The sequence below is a fragment of the Janthinobacterium sp. MP5059B genome (assembly GCF_001758645.1).
Taxonomy (GTDB): Bacteria; Pseudomonadota; Gammaproteobacteria; order Burkholderiales; family Burkholderiaceae_D; genus Janthinobacterium; species Janthinobacterium lividum.
The window spans coordinates 214,733-231,133 of record NZ_LRHX01000016.1 but is presented as its reverse complement, the minus strand read 5'-3'; the positions used below and the strand labels follow the sequence as shown (position 1 = coordinate 231,133).

At 61.2% G+C, this 16,401-nt stretch carries 16 protein-coding genes; 6 read left to right on the top strand and 10 right to left on the bottom strand.

Annotated features, from left to right (window positions below; translation table 11 throughout):
- Positions 1-27: 27 nt before the first annotated feature.
- On the bottom strand, positions 28-621 hold the full coding sequence (locus tag JAB1_RS30345; protein WP_254672156.1) for a hypothetical protein: 594 nt from the start codon (positions 619-621) through the stop codon (positions 28-30).
- Between JAB1_RS30345 and JAB1_RS18070 the strand changes: the two genes are divergently transcribed.
- The 4 genes from JAB1_RS18070 to JAB1_RS29965 all read left to right on the top strand — a co-directional run bounded on the left by JAB1_RS18070 (position 598) and on the right by JAB1_RS29965 (position 5,297).
- A complete protein-coding gene (locus JAB1_RS18070) occupies positions 598-2,142 on the top strand; it encodes a glycosyltransferase (protein ID WP_254672154.1) in 1,545 nt (514 codons plus the stop codon). The two genes, JAB1_RS30345 and JAB1_RS18070, sit on opposite strands and share 24 nt — an antisense overlap.
- Positions 2,139-3,080 carry a UDP-glucuronic acid decarboxylase family protein gene (locus JAB1_RS18065; protein WP_070281287.1) on the top strand — a complete coding sequence of 314 codons (942 nt, stop codon included), beginning with the start codon at positions 2,139-2,141 and terminating at the stop codon, positions 3,078-3,080. Before JAB1_RS18070 ends, JAB1_RS18065 begins: the two co-directional genes overlap by 4 nt.
- Positions 3,077-4,288 (top strand): class I SAM-dependent methyltransferase, encoded by a 1,212-nt coding sequence (locus JAB1_RS18060; RefSeq protein WP_070281286.1) that lies wholly within the window; start codon positions 3,077-3,079, stop codon positions 4,286-4,288. The genes JAB1_RS18065 and JAB1_RS18060 overlap by 4 nt, the downstream gene beginning before the upstream one ends.
- Before the next feature lie 385 nt (positions 4,289-4,673).
- On the top strand, positions 4,674-5,297 hold the full coding sequence (locus tag JAB1_RS29965; RefSeq protein WP_175445085.1) for a DNRLRE domain-containing protein: 624 nt from the start codon (positions 4,674-4,676) through the stop codon (positions 5,295-5,297).
- 80 nt (positions 5,298-5,377) lie between these two features.
- Here the strand turns inward: JAB1_RS29965 and JAB1_RS18055 are convergent, their stop codons facing one another.
- The 4 genes from JAB1_RS18055 to JAB1_RS18040 form a co-directional block, all read right to left on the bottom strand.
- Complete coding sequence (locus JAB1_RS18055; protein WP_070281285.1) at positions 5,378-6,961, bottom strand: diguanylate cyclase; 1,584 nt, start codon at positions 6,959-6,961, stop codon at positions 5,378-5,380.
- Positions 6,962-7,162: 201 nt separating this feature from the next.
- On the bottom strand, positions 7,163-7,810 hold the full coding sequence (locus JAB1_RS18050; protein ID WP_034753998.1) for a response regulator transcription factor: 648 nt from the start codon (positions 7,808-7,810) through the stop codon (positions 7,163-7,165).
- Positions 7,811-7,833: 23 nt separating this feature from the next.
- Positions 7,834-9,342, bottom strand: a complete 1,509-nt coding sequence (locus tag JAB1_RS18045; RefSeq protein WP_225317401.1) for a sensor histidine kinase — start codon at positions 9,340-9,342, stop codon at positions 7,834-7,836.
- A gap of 17 nt (positions 9,343-9,359) precedes the next feature.
- Complete coding sequence (locus JAB1_RS18040; RefSeq protein ID WP_034787082.1) at positions 9,360-9,947, bottom strand: membrane protein; 588 nt, start codon at positions 9,945-9,947, stop codon at positions 9,360-9,362.
- A 115-nt stretch (positions 9,948-10,062) separates the two neighbouring features.
- Between JAB1_RS18040 and greB the strand changes: the two genes are divergently transcribed.
- Complete coding sequence (gene greB / locus JAB1_RS18035; RefSeq protein WP_034787078.1) at positions 10,063-10,629, top strand: transcription elongation factor GreB; 567 nt, start codon at positions 10,063-10,065, stop codon at positions 10,627-10,629.
- 55 nt (positions 10,630-10,684) lie between these two features.
- On the opposite strand, the gene JAB1_RS18030 is transcribed toward greB, so the two are convergent.
- The 5 genes from JAB1_RS18030 to JAB1_RS18010 form a co-directional block, all read right to left on the bottom strand.
- The gene (locus JAB1_RS18030) at positions 10,685-12,967 is read right to left on the bottom strand and encodes a bifunctional (p)ppGpp synthetase/guanosine-3',5'-bis(diphosphate) 3'-pyrophosphohydrolase (protein WP_070281284.1); all 2,283 of its coding nucleotides are present in this window, start codon (positions 12,965-12,967) and stop codon (positions 10,685-10,687) included.
- 81 nt (positions 12,968-13,048) lie between these two features.
- On the bottom strand, positions 13,049-13,252 hold the full coding sequence (gene rpoZ, locus JAB1_RS18025) for a DNA-directed RNA polymerase subunit omega (RefSeq protein ID WP_010400723.1): 204 nt from the start codon (positions 13,250-13,252) through the stop codon (positions 13,049-13,051).
- A gap of 59 nt (positions 13,253-13,311) precedes the next feature.
- Entirely contained in the window at positions 13,312-13,950 is a 639-nt protein-coding gene (gene gmk / locus JAB1_RS18020; RefSeq protein WP_080753685.1) for a guanylate kinase, read from the bottom strand.
- Between the two features lie 138 nt (positions 13,951-14,088).
- Complete coding sequence (locus tag JAB1_RS18015; protein ID WP_034787072.1) at positions 14,089-14,412, bottom strand: hypothetical protein; 324 nt, start codon at positions 14,410-14,412, stop codon at positions 14,089-14,091.
- A 3-nt stretch (positions 14,413-14,415) separates the two neighbouring features.
- Complete coding sequence (locus tag JAB1_RS18010; RefSeq protein ID WP_034787070.1) at positions 14,416-15,306, bottom strand: YicC/YloC family endoribonuclease; 891 nt, start codon at positions 15,304-15,306, stop codon at positions 14,416-14,418.
- Positions 15,307-15,607: 301 nt separating this feature from the next.
- On the opposite strand from JAB1_RS18010, the gene rph reads away from it, so the two are divergent.
- Entirely contained in the window at positions 15,608-16,336 is a 729-nt protein-coding gene (rph, locus tag JAB1_RS18005) for a ribonuclease PH (RefSeq protein WP_034787067.1), read from the top strand.
- The last annotated feature ends 65 nt before the right edge of the window (positions 16,337-16,401 follow it).

Below are 16,401 nucleotides of genomic sequence, written 5' to 3'. Positions count from 1 at the left end.
TGGCGCATGGCATAGCTGGTAATATTGTTACCAAATTGCACATTCCGCCTGCCGTGGCTGTCGTGGCAGCGCGATCTGGCCTAACCTCGAGCTTTTATGATAACGACTGATATGGACGCAAACAGCTCCGCCGCCGCGCCGCTGTCGCAAGACGTGACACAGACCATCAATGCGGCGTTGGACATGGCGCAGCAGCATTTGCGTGATGGCGAACTGGACATAGCTGCACAACTGTTTTTGGCTGTCCTGGAATTGGCGCCGCAGGAACCATTTGCCAATCGGCAGCTTGGCTTGCTGTCCATGCGGGTCGGCGATGCGGCTGCTGCCGTGCCTTATTTTGCTGTCGTGCTGGGCGCGCACCCGGACCAGGCCACGAGTTGGCTCGATTATATTGAAGCACTGATAGTGGCCGGGCAATATGAAACAGCCCAGCAAATGTTGACGCTCGGGCGCCAGCATGGCCTCGACAGCCTGGACACCGACCGCTTGCAGCAGGAATTGATCGCGCGTATGAATGGCGTGCCAGGGCCTATCGCATTGCCACCGCCTGAGCCAGAAAATGTGTCCGCCCCTTCTGAGAGGCCACGCTCGGAAGCCATGACGATATTGTTCGATCAGCAACGTTATCCGGAACTGGAGCGCGAGGCGCGCGCGTTGACCCGCCGTAAGGAAAATGACGGCGTGGCCTGGAAGATGCTTGGGCTTGCCTTGTTGATGCAGGGGCGCCTCAGGCCTGCCTTGCCATGCATGCAGAAAGCCGTCCGATTATTGCCACGCGATGTGGAAGTGCAGAACAATATGGGGCTGGTCTTGCAGGAGCTGGGGCGGCTGGGCCCCGCTGAGCTCAGCTATCGCCGGGCGATCACCATGATGCCCGAGTTTTTCAGTGCCCATAGCAACTTGTTGATGCTGCAAAGCTACAGTGCCATGAGTGCCGCCGGCCGCCATCTGGCCGAAGCCAGGCGTTACGGTAAAGCGGTGGCTTCCTGTGCCAGCAAGCCTTTCAAAACCTGGTCGTGCCGGCGCGATGCCGCGCGCTTGCGCATCGGCGTCGTTTCGGGCGACCTGCGCAAGCATCCGGTCGGGTATTTTTTGGAAGGCATGCTGGCATCGCTGAACACGCGGCGAGTCGAACTGATTGCCTATCCCACCGTGATCAAGGTGGATGACTTGACGGACCGCCTCGCTCCTTATTTTTCCGCATGGCGCCCCATTGTTGACAAGACAGATGAAGAGGCCGCGAAAATGATCGAAGCCGATGGCGTGCATGTCTTGCTCGACCTGGCCGGCCATACTGCCGATAACCGCCTGCCGCTGTTTGCCTGGCGGCCCGCCCCCGTGCAAGCTACCTGGCTCGGCTATTTCGCCACGACGGGCGTGCAGCAGATGGATTATCTGCTGGGCGACCGCTTCGTCGCGCCGCTGAAAGAGAGCGGGGCGTTCACGGAAACGCTGTGGCATATGCCGGACAGCTATTTGTGTTTCAGCCCGCCAGCCTTCGATATTCCCGTCAGCCCCTTGCCCGCCCTGGAAAACGGCTTTGTCACGTTTGCCTGCTTCAATAAACTGAACAAGATGAATGATGGCGTGGTGGCCGTGTGGGCCAGGGTGCTACACGCCGTGCCTGGTTCCCGACTGTTCCTGAAAACATTGCAATTGACTGACGCTGGCGTGTGCAGCCGCACCCTCGCCCGTTTTGCCGCCCATGGCATAGGCGCCGAACGCCTGCGCCTGGAAGGCTCCGCGCCGCGCGCCGAGCTGCTGGCCGCCTACCAGCAAGCCGACATCGTGCTCGATCCCTTCCCGTATCCAGGCGGCACCACCAGCATGGAAGCATTATGGATGGGTTTGCCCATCGCCACGCGTTCCGGCGAATGCTTCCTGTCTCACTTGGGCGAGTCGGTCATGCACAATGCGGGCTTGCCGGACTGGATCGCTGCGGACGACGAGGAATATGTGGCCATCGCGGCCCGGAAAGCCGGAGATCTGGCACAGCTGGCGGTCCTGCGCGGCGGCTTGCGCGCCCAGGTACTGGCCTCGCCCCTGTACGATGCGCCCCGTTTTGCGCGCCACTTCGAAGACGCCATGTGGGGCATGTGGCGGGCGCGGATGGCTGTGATTGACAACGCAGGAGAACAATGATGGCCCGTACCACCCTGATTACCGGCGGCGCCGGCTTCCTCGGTTCGCACTTGTGCGACCGCATGATCGCCGATGGTCACGATGTGTTGTGCGTGGATAATTTCTACACGGGCAGCAAGGACAATATCCGCCACCTGCTGGGCCACAAGCGTTTCGAGCTGCTGCGCCACGACGTCTGGCTGCCGTTGTACGTGGAAGTGGATCGCATCTACAACCTGGCGTGCCCGGCCAGCCCCGTGCATTATCAGAACGACCCCACCTCGACCACCAAGACCTCGGTGCTGGGCGCCATCAACATGCTGGGTTTGGCCAAGCGCAAGCGCGCGCGCATCCTGCAGGCGTCCACCTCGGAAGTGTATGGCGATCCGCAAGTGCATCCGCAACGCGAGGATTACTGGGGCCACGTCAATCCGATCGGCCCGCGCGCCTGCTACGACGAAGGCAAGCGCTGCGCCGAAACCCTGTTCTTCGATTATCACCGCCAGTCGGCCGTGGATATCCGCGTCGTGCGCATCTTTAATACCTATGGCCCGCGCATGCATCCGAACGATGGCCGCGTGGTCAGCAACTTCATCGTGCAGGCGCTGCGCGGCGATCCGATCACCCTGTACGGCGATGGCCAGCAGACGCGCTCGTTCTGCTATGTCGACGACTTGATCGAAGGCATGGTCCGCATGATGAACCAGACGCAGGAAATCGGTCCCATGAACCTGGGCAATCCCGCCGAATTCACCATCCGCGAACTGGCCGAGCTGGTGCTGCGCCTGACGGAATCGAAAAGCGAACTGGTCTTCCGTCCCTTGCCAGCCGACGATCCCGTGCGCCGCCAGCCCGACATCGCCAGGGCGCGCGCCGCCCTGGAATGGGAGCCGACGGTGAGCCTGCATGATGGTTTGAAAGAAACTATTGCCTATTTCAAGAAAGTGATCTTCGCATGAAACAGCAATTGCTCCCGGCAGTGTGCCCGGTCTGTGCCCACACGGTGGCGGCAGCGTTTTTCGACGGCGGCCAGCAAGCCCTGGCTACCCTGGGCTGGCCGGCCAGTGCGGCCGAAGCGCAGGCAATGGCCGTGCAGCCGCACGATTTCGTGCAGTGCCCGCAGTGCACCCACGTATGGAACCGCGCGTTTTCCTATGACGCCATTCCCTATCAAAACAATCCTAACCGCATGTTCAACAAGGGCGGTATCTGGAAAGGCCACCTGGCCGATACGCGCGACGTGCTGCTGGCCCAGTTGCCGGCTTCGCCCACGGTGATCGACATCGGTTGCGGCGAAGGCCATTTCGTGCGCGCGCTGGCCGATGCCCGTAGCGAGCAGGGGCGGTTCATCGGCTTTGATCCGAACGCCACGCCGGAAACGGGCCGTGGCGTGGAGTTTCACGCGCGCTATTTCCAGCCGCTGCAGGACGTGCCCGAATTCGCGCCCGATGCGCTGGTGATCCGCCATGTGCTGGAACACCTGACCGACCCCGCTTCGCTGGTCGAGCAGATGGCGTGGGCCGCTTCTCGCTCCGACAAACCAATCTGGCTGTTTGCCGAAGTGCCGTGCATCGACCGGGTCTTCGCCACGGGCCGCCTGGCCGATTTCTTCTATGAGCACATGTCGCACTTCACGACGGAATCGTTCCGTACCCTGATGCAGCGCGCAGGCGAAGTGGTGCAACTGGCGCATGGCTATGACGGCGAAGTGGTGTATGCGCTGGTGCGCCTGCAGATTCCGAAGGCGCTGCGCGACCAGGCGCGCCACAGCAATGCGTTTGCCGTTGCCGCCCAGCGCAGCCGCAAGACCATTGCCGCCCAGCTTGACACCCTGGCCACGGGCGGCCAGCGCGTGGCCATCTGGGGAGGTACGGGCAAGGCCGCCGCCTTCATGCATCAGTTCGGCGCCGATGCGCAGCGCTTCCCGCTGGTGGTCGATTCCGATCCCGACAAGGCCGGCACCTTCGTGCCGGGCCTGGGCCAGGAAATCGTCTACCGCGACGTGCTGAAAACAGCGCCCGTCGACGTGGTCATCATCCCCACGCAATGGCGCGCGCGCGATATCGCTGCGGAAATGGCGCGCGAGGGCATTATCGCCAAGTCCATCTTGATTGAGCACGAGGGTGGCTTGATCGATTTCTTTGCTGACGAGCACCCTTACCATTAACGCGGTTGTTTTGCTTGGCAGGTGCTAAGCATATTGCCCGTTAATTATCAGCATCTTTTCCTGCATAAGATGGTGCATGCTTATTTTTTTTGCAATCGCCATCTACGCAGTCCGCCATCAATTCATTTATTTATTGATGACATTGTATGTCGGTACTGATGGATGTACTTCCGAAGAATTTATTTGCGAATTTTAAATGTAAGTCATTGCAAAATTTAAAGAAAATAATTTTCAGGATTATTTTTATTAATTTAATATGCGGAGAGATATTTCATGTTATTGTTATGTCTCAATGTTGCATTTTAAATTACTCTATTTTGAATGAGAAGGCTTGTTTATGCATGTCGTAAATTTTTCACGCAATACACTATTATTTGCAAGTCTCATGAGTTTGTCTGCGTCCGGTTTTGCTGAAGTTCTGGAAATTAAGCCGAAGTATGATTACTCTACGTACTTTAATTCCAGTAACTATACAAGTGGTGTGATCAATAGTTCTCTCTATGGCGGTAGTGCAGGTGCCGGACCGAGTAGTAGCTATAAGCAATATGAGAAGTTTCTATTGCCAAGTTATGTTGCTGGAACGAGTGTCTCATCTGCCATCTTCGATATAAGTTATGTTTCGATCTTCAATTCTAATCGTGATATAAAAATATATGCGGTGGATAATAATTGGGAGGCATCGAGCCTGTTTAATAGTGCCGGCCCGGACGCCAAGGAGGAAATAGGAAGCCTTCCTCAAGGAGGGTATTCGCATGCTGCGGTTGATCTGACGGAATTCGTGAATGGTGCATATCAGCGTGGTGACGGCGCGGTTGGATTTGTCATTATGTCCAAGTGGGGATTTACAAATTTCAATGATGCGATCAATATTGGCAGGGAAAAGTATCTGAACGTGACACTGACTTCCGCAGTTCCCGAACCTTCAGGCTATGCCATGACGTTACTGGGATTGGGATTGCTTGGATTCGTTGCACAGCGCAGTGCAAGGCGCAAGTCTGCAGAGGCGTAGTGCGTATTCCACTGTCTTGCTAAATGTAAAATGCCGCTCGATGAGCGGCATTTCTATTGGCGCGTACCGTTTGAAGTGGCTCAGTCCGCCACCACCACCCGATTCTTGCCCGTCTGCTTGGCCTGGTACATGGCGCGGTCGGCGCGCTTGACCAGTTCGGCCTGGTCTTCGTTGGGCAGGCGCAGGGCCACGCCGGCGGAAAAGGTGATCAAGACCTTTTCGTTGTCGTGCAGGAAGAAATGCCGGGTCAGCTCGCGCTGCAAGCGCGTCATCGTCGATGACGCCGCCTCGACCGTGGTTTCCGGCAACAGGATGAGGAATTCCTCGCCGCCGAAGCGGGCGATGACGTCCATCGAGCGCAGGGTTTCCTTGACGATCTTTACCAGGTGTTTCAGCGCCGCATCGCCGGCCAGGTGGCCATAGGTGTCGTTCAGGCGCTTGAAATCGTCCAGGTCCAGCATGGCGATGCACAGCGGCGTGCCACGGCGGTCGGAACGGGCCGTCTCGCGCTCGAACACGTCGTCCAGGCCACGGCGGTTCAGGCTGCCCGTCAGCTGATCTTCCCGCACCAGTTCGCTCATATGCTGGAGCTTCGCTTCCAGGGTGTGGATGCGCTGTTCCGCATCCTGCACTTCCTGGCGCGCCAGCACCATCTTGTCGCGCGCGCGCAAGGCTTCGTTCTGCACCATGCGCGTTTCGCGCAAGACTTCGTCGAGCACGCTGTTCAGTTCGCTGATATTTTCCGCCTGGCTGATCTTTTCCGAATAGCCGCCGATCTTTTCATGGAAGTCGCCCGTGCTGGCCGCCACTTGCCCCAGGCGGTCGATGAAGGTCATCATCATGTTCTTGACCGTCAGCTTGACGTCGGACAGGCTGTGCTTGAGCTGGCCTTGCTTGTAGATGACTTCCTTCAGGCTGCGCGTGGCGTCTTCCAGCGCGCGCTGGTCGAGCGGGCCGGCGATCAGGTTTTGCACGGCATCGACCTGGCCGCGCAGCCAGCTGTCGTCGTCGAGCAACTGGCTGACGTTATCCAACAGCAACTTGAACAGGCGCAGCAGCAATTCCTGCTGTTCGGCCGTGTCGCCGCTTTTCAATTCGATCTGGTAGCACAGCTGTTTCAGGCGCAGGGCCGCTTCGTTCAGCGCTTCTTCCGTGTGGGCCAGCTTGATGGCCGCGCCCAGCGATTCGGCCTCTTCCACCAGCGCGGGCGTTCCCGTCAGCAAGGTGGCGACGGCAAAGCCCAGGGTGCGGCTGAGCAATTCGCGCAGGGTGCGCGTCTGTTCGCCGTCCGGCAGGGGCGGCAATTCGATGCCGCCGCCTTTCTTGACCTGTTTTTCCGCCAGTTGTGCCAGGGTGCGCGCATAGCTGTCCCAGTCGCGTGCTTTCAGGGCGCGCTGGAAGCGCCGGCCAAAGTCGCCCAGTTCGCCTGTCGATTCGCTCATCTTGGCGGCAAACTGCGTCAGGACGTTTTCCGCGCCGCTTTCCGCGCCTTTTTCTACATTGGCGCTGGCGGCCAGCACGGCTCCCGGCGCGGCAGGGCTGTCCGCCGGTTCGCTGATGCCGGCGATTTCATTGTAGATATCGCGGTAGGCGCTCGGCGTGGGGGCGATGCGGCGGGTGGCCAGGCGGCGAAACGCTTCGCGGGCGATATCGGCCGGGTTCATCGCCGCAGCGGCGGCAGTATTCGTGGCGCCAGCGGGAGCGCTTGCTGGTGAAGATGGCAATTTACTGGACATGTAGGCACAGCCTTTTTAGATATTTCTCATTATCCTCATGATATGCGAGTTGGCAAAGAACTTATTGTGCGAGAAGCAAGGAGAAGTCCTGTCAATTCGCCCGATGCCAGCATGCATGCCGCTTTGCCGTCAATCCACCAGCTGGTTGCGGATGGCGTAATGTGTCAGTTCGGCACTGTTCTTGAGTTTCATCTTGACCAGCAGGCGGGCGCGGTATTCGCTGACGGTTTTCACGGACAATTTCAGCTCTTCGGCGATGGCGCCCACGGCCTTGCCCGAGGCGATCATGACCAGGGTCTGGTATTCGCGGTCCGACAGGGTGTCGTGCAAGGCCGTTTCGTGGTCTTCGCCCACCGTGTTGGCCAGTTCCTGCGCCAGCGAGGCGCTGATGTATTTCAAGCCCTGCGCCACCTGGCGGATGGCCGTGACCAGCTCGCGCGGCGCGCTCTGTTTCGTCAGGTAGCCGGCCGCGCCCGCCTTGAGCGAACGGATGGCGTACTGGTCCTCGCGGTGCATGGAAAGCATCAGCACGGCCAGTTCCGGCTTTTCCTTCTTGATCTGCTTGAGCACCTCGATGCCGCTGCGGTCGGGCAGGGAGATGTCTAGCAGCAACACCTGGCATTTCGAGCCGCGGAACAGTTTGATGGCGTCGTGGCCATTTTCGGCCTCGCCGGCCACGATGATGTCCTTCGTATCGGCGAGGATTTGCTTCAAGCCCTCGCGCACGATCGCGTGATCGTCGGCGATAAATACCCGGATGGTGGCTTTTTCTTTCATGACTGCGTTGTTTCCTATCTAATTCACCCACTGGCCGCTTCTGGTGGCGGCCCGCTGTGCGCGGGCGCACTGGCTGCAGCCGCTATTATCGCCTCTCGTGGCGTGGTCAGCCGGATTTTTATGCTGAGGATGGTGCCGCCGTCCGGCCCGTCCATGAGGCTCAGGGTGCCGCCCAGCGCGCTGGCGCGTTCGGCCATGCCGCGGATGCCGAACGATTGCGGCTTGGCGCGATCGGACAGGCGCATGCCGACGCCGTTGTCGGCGATGGTCAGGCGCAGATGCTGGCGCTGCCGGGCCAGGCGCACGCTGACCTTGCTCGCCTGCGCATGCTTGGCGATATTCGTCAGCGCCTCCTGGGCGATGCGAAACAGGCTGGTCGCCTGGTCCAGCTCCAGTTCGATGTGCTGGCGGTTCGACATGAACTGGCATTCGATGCCGGCCTGGCGCGCGAATTCCTTCACTTGCCAATCCAGCGCGGCGACCAGGCCCAGGTCCAGCATGGAGGGGCGCAAGTCCAGCGAAATGCGGTGCACGGCGTCGATGCTGCGGTCGACCAGGGCATCGACATAGTCGGCCTTTTCCTGCAGCAGCGGGTCGTCCGGCGGCAGGCGGCGTGCCAGCATGGCCAGCGCCATCTTGATCGCCGTCAGATTGCCGCCCAGGTCATCGTGCAGTTCGCGCGCCAGGCGCGTGCGTTCGTGTTCCTTGACCTTGTCGATATGCGCAGTCAGCTCGGCCAGGCGGGCGCGCGACTGGCGCACCTCGATCTGTTCGAGCCGGCTTTCCGTGATATTCGTCATGATGCCTTCCCACTGCACCGTGCCGTCGGCCAGCGCGCGCGGCGTGGAGCGCAGGTTGATCCATTTGACGTCTTTCCAGGCATCGATCCAGATGCGGCCTTCCCAGTTCCAGCTCCACAAGGCGTTTTTTGAGGCCTGCATCGATTCCAGATACGAGGCGCGGTCGTCGGCCAGTATCAATTGATAGAACAGTTCCGGACGCGCATGCAGCTGTGCCGGCCCCAGGCCCAGCAGGGCCTGGCAACCGTCGCTCAGGTAGGCAAAGGATGCACGGCCATCCGCATGCAGGCAGAACTGGTACACGAGGCCAGGCGTATTCGAGACGATGGCGTTGAAGCGCGACTGCACCTGCGCCAGGGCGGCGGCCGTCGCCTGCGGCGTGTGCAAGTCTTCGCCCTCTGCCAGGAGCAGGGCGCGTCCCTGGCGGCTGGCGCGCGACAGTTGCAGGCTGAGCGAATACAGGCTGCCATCGCGGCGGCGCTGCTGTACATGCAGCCGGGCTTGCGCGCCGATGCTGTCGTCCAGTGCCGCCAGCACGGCGGCCAAGTGCTGCGCGTCCAGCTGCGGCGCCAGCGTGAACGGCGTCATCGCCAGCAATTCCTGGCGCGTGTACTGCAAGTTGTCGCAGGCGGCGTCGTTGGCATCGAGCAATTGCAAGCTGGCAGAGTCGTACAGGTAGATTTCCGGCGCCGCCGCGCGCATGGCGGGGGCCAGCTGGAGAGTGTCGTGCATGGAGTCGTCTTTCTTCATCAGCGGCGGGCGCGCCAGAAGGCGGCGAAGCGGCGCAGCACTCTGGCTGGGCGGGAATTATGCCGGCCTGGCGTGCCCTTGCGCAAGCGTTGCCACCAAGCACGGCGGGCGCGGCCCAGCGCGGCCGACAGGCGGCTGATCCTGCGCCACGGACGCGTGGCGCGCAGGCGGGCGATCCAGCGGTCCTTGGTTTCCATGAACAGGCCATGCCAGCGCGCAAACCACGGCAAGGTCAGCAGAGTGGGGCGCGTCAGGCTGTACAGGCGGGCCACGGCGGCCGCACCACCCAGCTTGGCGATGACGATCACGCCGATGCCGGAAAACGCATGGCCGCGCGCGATCGCCAGCAGGGCCAGCAGCTTGACGGGAAACAGCAGCACGGCTGGCAGCACGAAGATGGCCAGCGCCCAGTACGGCGGCAGGCGCCTGATCCACGCTTCCAGTGCATGCAGGGGCGGAAATTGCGCCACCACCTGCATGATGCGCGCGCCCGTCGCCCACAGCCATTCCTCGATCAGCAGGAAGATGGCGGCCAGGTAGACCAGCGGCGCGAACAGCCAGCGCCTGACTCTGTAGAATTTTTTCATCCGTCTCCGTGTGCGGCGCAGGTTTGCCGCGATTGCCACGATGATACGTCAAAAAAGCCCGTCTGCCCCCGCATCCCGTGTGCCTGCGGGTCCCTGGCGGGGCTACAATAGGCAGATGAATAAAGCCTTTGTAAAAGAATCCGACAACGACGACGATGAAGAAGCGGCCGCGCTGGCGCTGGCCATTCCCGCCGGCGCCAAGAACTACATCACGCCGGCCGGTTACCAGCGCATCAAGGATGAGCTGCTGCAGCTGATCGACGTCGACCGTCCGGAAGTCGTGCGCATCGTCCATTGGGCGGCGTCGAATGGCGACCGTTCGGAAAATGGCGACTATATCTACGGCAAGCGGCGCCTGCGCGAAATCGACCGCCGCATCCGCTTCCTGACCAAGCGCATGGACCTGGCCGCCATCGTCGACCCCAGCGTGCACCATGGCAACGACCAGGTGTTTTTCGGCGCCACGGTAACTTACCGCACCAGCGACGGCGAAACGCACACCATCACCATCGTCGGCATCGATGAATTCGACCCCCTGAACGGCAAGATCAGCTGGGTCTCGCCCATGGCCCGCACCATCACCAAGGCGCGCGAAGGCGACGTGATCACCCTCACCACGCCGCTGGGCGAGCAGGAACTGGAGTTGCTGGAAGTGACGTATCCGGCGCCTGGGGAGACTTGAATTGATGTGTTCCGCATGAAAAAACGGCTGGGCAGAGAATCTGGCCAGCCGTTTTCTAGTTGCGTTCGCGCAATATCCTATTGACCCCGGCGACGCGGCGCACATTGCGCAGCAGGGCGGCCAGGTGGACCCTGTCCTTGACTTGCACGGTGAACCGCAGCTGGTCGAGGACGTTGTCCTTGTCTTCGTCCATACCGACATAGATGATGTTGGCGTCGGACTCGCCGATTTCGGCGGCCACGCGGGCGAGGATGCCCCGTTCGCTGTTGATCAGCACCTTGATGCGGCAGTCGAAGCGACGGTTCAGTTCGGTTCCCCAGCGCACGGCGATCCAGCGGTCCGGTTCCTTGGCGCGCTGGCGCTTCGCTTGCGAGCAGTCGCTCGTGTGTACCAGCAGCCCCTGGTCGCGGCGCAGCTGGCCGATGATCTGGTCGCCCGGGATCGGCAGGCAGCATGGCGCCAGCTGTACCGAAACGCCTTCGCTGCCACAGATGGTGACGGGGTCGAGCTCGCTGCCGCTATTGTGTTCCACCGGCATGCTTGCCGCTTCGCCGCCGATCAGGCCGAAGATATGGCGCGCCACCAGGGTGGCCATGCGCTTGCCGATGCCGATGTCCGCGTACAACTCGTCCATGGAATTGGCGCTCGATTCGTTGAGCAGGCGTTCGATCAATGGCGCTGGCAGGTCGGCGTCGATGTTCAGGGTGTGCAGCGCCTGCGACAGCAATTGCTGGCCCAGGGCGATCGATTCGGGCAGGTTGATCGTGCGCAAATGGTGGCGGATGGCCGAACGGGCCTTGCCTGTACGCACGAATGACAGCCAGGTCGGGCTGGGGCGCGACGAAGAATCGGTGATGATCTCGACAATGTCGCCATTGTGCAGCTCGGTGCGCAGGGGCGAGGTTTCGTTGTTGATCTTGACGGCCACGGTCTGGTCGCCGATGCCCGTATGGATCGAGTAGGCGAAGTCGATGGCCGTGGCGCCGCGCGGCAGGGCGATGATCTTCGACTTCGGCGTAAATACGTAGACGGAATCGGGGAACAGGTCGACCTTGACGTGTTCGAGGAATTCGGCCGAGTCGCCCGTCTGCTGCTGGATGTCGAGCAAGGATTGCAGCCACGCATGGGTGCGCTGCTGCAGATCGGACGGGTTCGATTCGCCGCTCTTGTACAGCCAGTGTGCCGCTACGCCGGATTCGGCCGTGCGGTGCATTTCCTGGGTGCGGATCTGGAATTCGACGGGCGTGCCGTAGGGACCGATGACGGTCGTGTGCAGCGACTGGTAGCCGTTCAGTTTGCGGATCGCGATGTAATCCTTGAACTTGCCCGGCATGGGCTTGTACAGGCTGTGCAGGGTGCCCAGGGTCACGTAACAGTCGGCAAAGCTGCCGACCACCACGCGGAAGCCGTATACGTCCAGCACTTGCGAGAACGACAAATGCTTGCTGCGCATCTTCTTATAGATGTCGTACAGGGTCTTTTCGCGGCCCGTGACGTCGGCCTCGAGCTCGGCCATGGACAAGGTGCTTTTCACCGCTTCCATGATCTTGTTGACCACTTCGCGCCGGTTGCCGCGCGCCGCCTTGACGGCTTTCGCCAAGGTGCGGTAGCGCATCGGGTACAGGTGCGAGAACGACAGGTCCTGCAGCTCGTGGTAAATATTGTTCAGGCCGAGGCGATGCGCGATCGGCACGTACACTTCCATGGTCTCGCTGGCGATGCGGCGCTTTTTTGCCGCCGTCATGAAATCCAGCGTGCGCATATTGTGCAGGCGGTCGGCCAGCTTGATCAGGATCACGCGCACGTCGGACGCCATGGCCAGCAGCATCTTGCGGAAGTTTTCCGCCTGCGCTTCGATCTGGCTCTGGAATTCGATCTTTTCCAGCTTCGACAGGCCGTCGACCAAGTGCGCCACGGGTGCGCCGAAGCGCTCGATCAATTCATCCTTCTTGACGTCCTGGTCTTCCATCACGTCATGCAGCAGGGCGGCCATGATGGCTTGCGCGTCGAGCTTCCAGTCGGCGCAGATTTCGGCGACGGCGATCGGATGCGAGATATACGGCTCGCCCGAGCGGCGCATCTGGCCCAGGTGCATTTCGTCGGAGAAGCGGTAGGCTTCCTTGACTTTTTTCAGGTCGGCAGGGGAAAGGTATTCGGCCAGCTTGTCGGCCAGGTGGCTGACGGAGGCCACGCCCAAGGCGGGCGCTGGCGGTGCTGCGGGGGTGTTGCTGCCGGACGTGCCGGTGCCGGGCGCGGAAGCGCCCTGCGATTTTGCCGCCTGGCGCGAGGCCAGGGGCGGCAGTGCTGCGGAAGTCGTGTCGGCTGGGGTCAGACTCATAAAACGTCGCGTTGCTTCACAGTGTGAATAAAGGATACGGTAGAACCAGGGGTCAGCACTGTTCCGGCACGCGGCTTCCCACTACATCGGGACCTTTTTCAGCATTTCGATGCCGACTTTACCGGCAGCGATTTCACGCAGTGCGACAACGGTAGGCTTGTCCTTGGCTTCCACCTTTGGGGTGTGGCCTTGCAACAACTGACGTGCGCGATAAGTCGCAGCCAGGGTCAGCTGAAAACGGTTAGGGATCTGCTTCAGGCAATCTTCGATTGTGATACGGGCCATAGTAACTCCTAAATTTTATGCGTGGTGCGGGGCGCTGTGTGAACTGGCGTGCAGACTAATTACTCTGCGTGCAGGCCCAGCTGGGCGAATAGCGATGCGTTGCGGGCCGCTTGTTGCGCAAACCGGCAACGGGCCGCTCTCACGATCGCGCTCAGTTCGGACAAAGCGACCGTAAACTCTTCATTGATAATAACATACTCGAACTCGGGAGCGTGTGCGATTTCGCCGCCAGCCGCCAGCAGGCGGCGCGTGATCACGTGCGGCTCGTCCTGGCCGCGCTTGTTCAAGCGTTCTTCCAGCGCATCGATCGATGGCGGCAGGATGAAAATGCCGGCCGCACGGGGGAATTGCTTGCGCACCTGGCGCGCACCTTGCCAGTCGATTTCCAGCAGGATGTCGGTGCCGGCGGCCATTTGCTGTTCCACCATGATGCGCGAGGTGCCGTAGTAATTGCCATGGACTTCCGCCCATTCCAGGAATTCGCCCTGGTCGGCGCGCGCGACAAAGTCTTCCGCCGTCGTGAAATAATACTCGCGGCCGTGCTGCTCGCCCGGACGGGGCGCGCGCGTGGTGGTCGAGATCGACAATTTGATGCCGGGCTCTTGCGCCAGCAATGCATTGACCAGTGTCGATTTGCCGGCGCCCGATGGCGCGGCGACCACGAACAGGCTGCCGGAGAAGGCGGTAGGGTGGCTCATGCGGATCTTTCCATATGCGTGTGATGGCGGCGTTTGCGCTTGCACGGGCGCCGCCCAATCCGGTATTTTACCAAGAGGCAAGGCGGCGGGCCAGCCCCCGCTGGCGACATGGTAAAAAATCAAGCTGGCCGGGGCGTTTCAGCGGGGCAGCCGTCCCAGCGTGATTTCGCCTGTGTTCAGGACGATGGCCCGGCCATTCACATCTGTACAGTCGCGGTTGCTGATGCGCACGACCGTGCTGTCGACCGACACTTCCGCGCCCAGGCTGCTGCGCGAGCAGATGCGGTAGGAGGCGGCATCGGCGCCCGTGTAGATGGATGCGCCGCGCTCCTTGAGGGTAAAACAGCCGGCCGTGCAGCTTTCGATCGCATATGGCGACGGCAACTGCGCCGTTTGCGCCTGCGCTCCGGCCGCCAGCAGCGCCAGCAAGGCGGCAAATGTCCCTGTGCGTGGCGTGGCCATGGCTTACTCCAGGTTCTGCACTTGTTCGCGCATCTGCTCGATCAGCAGCTTCAAGTCCATCGAGGCGTCGGCCAGTTCCTTGACGGACGCCTTGGCTCCCAGCGTATTGGCTTCGCGATTCAGTTCCTGCATCATGAAGTCGAGGCGCTTGCCTACTTGCCCGCCCTTGGTGAGGATGTGGCGCGTTTCGCCCAGGTGGGCCGACAGGCGTGCCAGTTCTTCCGACACGTCGATGCGGATGCCGTACAGGATGACTTCCTGGCGGATGCGTTCCATGGCGTCCTGGCGCGACAGGGCCGAATTCGAGCCCTGGCTGGCCAGGCCCAGCGCATCCTGCATGCGTTCGATGGCTTTTTGCTGGAAGGCCGCCACCACTTGCGGTATCAATGGCGTGATGCGCTTGACGATGGCTTCCATCGCTTCGATGCGCGACACCAGCACCGCTTCGAGCGCCGCGCCTTCGCGCTTGCGGCTGTCGACGAAGGCCGCCACGGTGCGCTTGGTCAGCGCGCCCACGTCCGCCTGCAGGGACTCTTGCCCCACTTGCGCTTCTTCGATGATGCCAGGCCAGCGCAACAGTTCGGCCACCGTCATGACGGGGGCGGAGACAAAATGCTGGCCTACTTCGTTTTGCAGGCGCGCCAGTTCGGCCAGCAGGGGCAGGTTCAGGGCCTGCGTGCCTGCCGTCGCGGCCTTGCGGCCAAAGCTCAGGCGTACCTCGACTTTGCCGCGCGTGATGGCGGACATGACAGCGGCGCGCAAGTCTGGCTCCAGGGCCCGCAGATCGTCGTTGATCCGGAATTGCAGGTCGAGAAAGCGCGAGTTGACGCTCTTGATTTCAATTGTCAGTGTGCCTGCAGCACCTTCGCTGGTGGCAACCGCGTAGCCTGTCATGCTTGAAATGCTCAAAGGATTCCCCGATTTGATCTTGTATACAGTCACTTATACACTTAATCAGCCAGCGCAGGCAATACCGCCCGCGCCGCAAAACAGGACCGAAGAGCACGATGGCCTGAAAATTGCTGAATAGTGTGCGTTTTACGGCATTGTAAAGAAAATTGTGTTTGGCGGGGCAGGATTGTAGGGATCATGTGTGCGCCGCCTGCCATTGCGTCTTGCGCTGTTGCATGACTGCAAATAGACGGGCGCGCGGTGGTAAAATCGCTGCCGCAACCCCAATCACACAGGACATCCCATGACATTTGAATCCCGCCCGAGCGGCCGCGCCGTCGACGCGCTGCGCGCCATCCGCATCACCCGCCAGTACACCAAGCATGCCGAAGGCTCGGTGCTGATCGAGTGCGGCGACACCAAGGTCATCTGCACCGCCAGCATCGAAGACAAGGTGCCGGGTTTCCTGAAAGGCAAGGGCCAGGGCTGGTTGACGGCCGAGTACGGCATGCTGCCGCGCTCGACGCACACGCGCATGGACCGCGAAGCGGCGCGCGGCAAGCAGTCCGGCCGCACGCAGGAAATCCAGCGCCTGATCGGCCGCTCGCTGCGCGCCGCCTTTGATTTGCAGGCGTTCGGCGAACGCACCCTGCACCTCGATTGCGACGTCATCCAGGCCGATGGCGGCACCCGCACGGCCTCGATCACGGGCGCCATGGTGGCCGCGTATGACGCGTTTTCCCAGTTGCAGGCACGCGGCGCGATTGCCGCCATTCCCGTGAAAAGCTTTGTCGCCGCCATCTCGGTCGGCGTCTACCAGGGCATGCCGGTGCTGGACCTGGACTACGTGGAAGACTCGGGCTGCGACACGGACATGAACGTGGTCATGACGGAAGCGGGCCACTTCATCGAAGTGCAGGGCACGGCCGAAGGCGCCGCGTTCGACCGCGCCGGCATGAACCGCTTGCTGGACCTGGCGCAGGGCGGCATCGCCGACCTCATCGCCCTGCAGAAGCAGGCATTGGGGATCTGATCTTTACATAGATTTACATCCTGTTGCCCGCCACGCCGGGCAAGAAACCCACAGCTGCCGCTTTT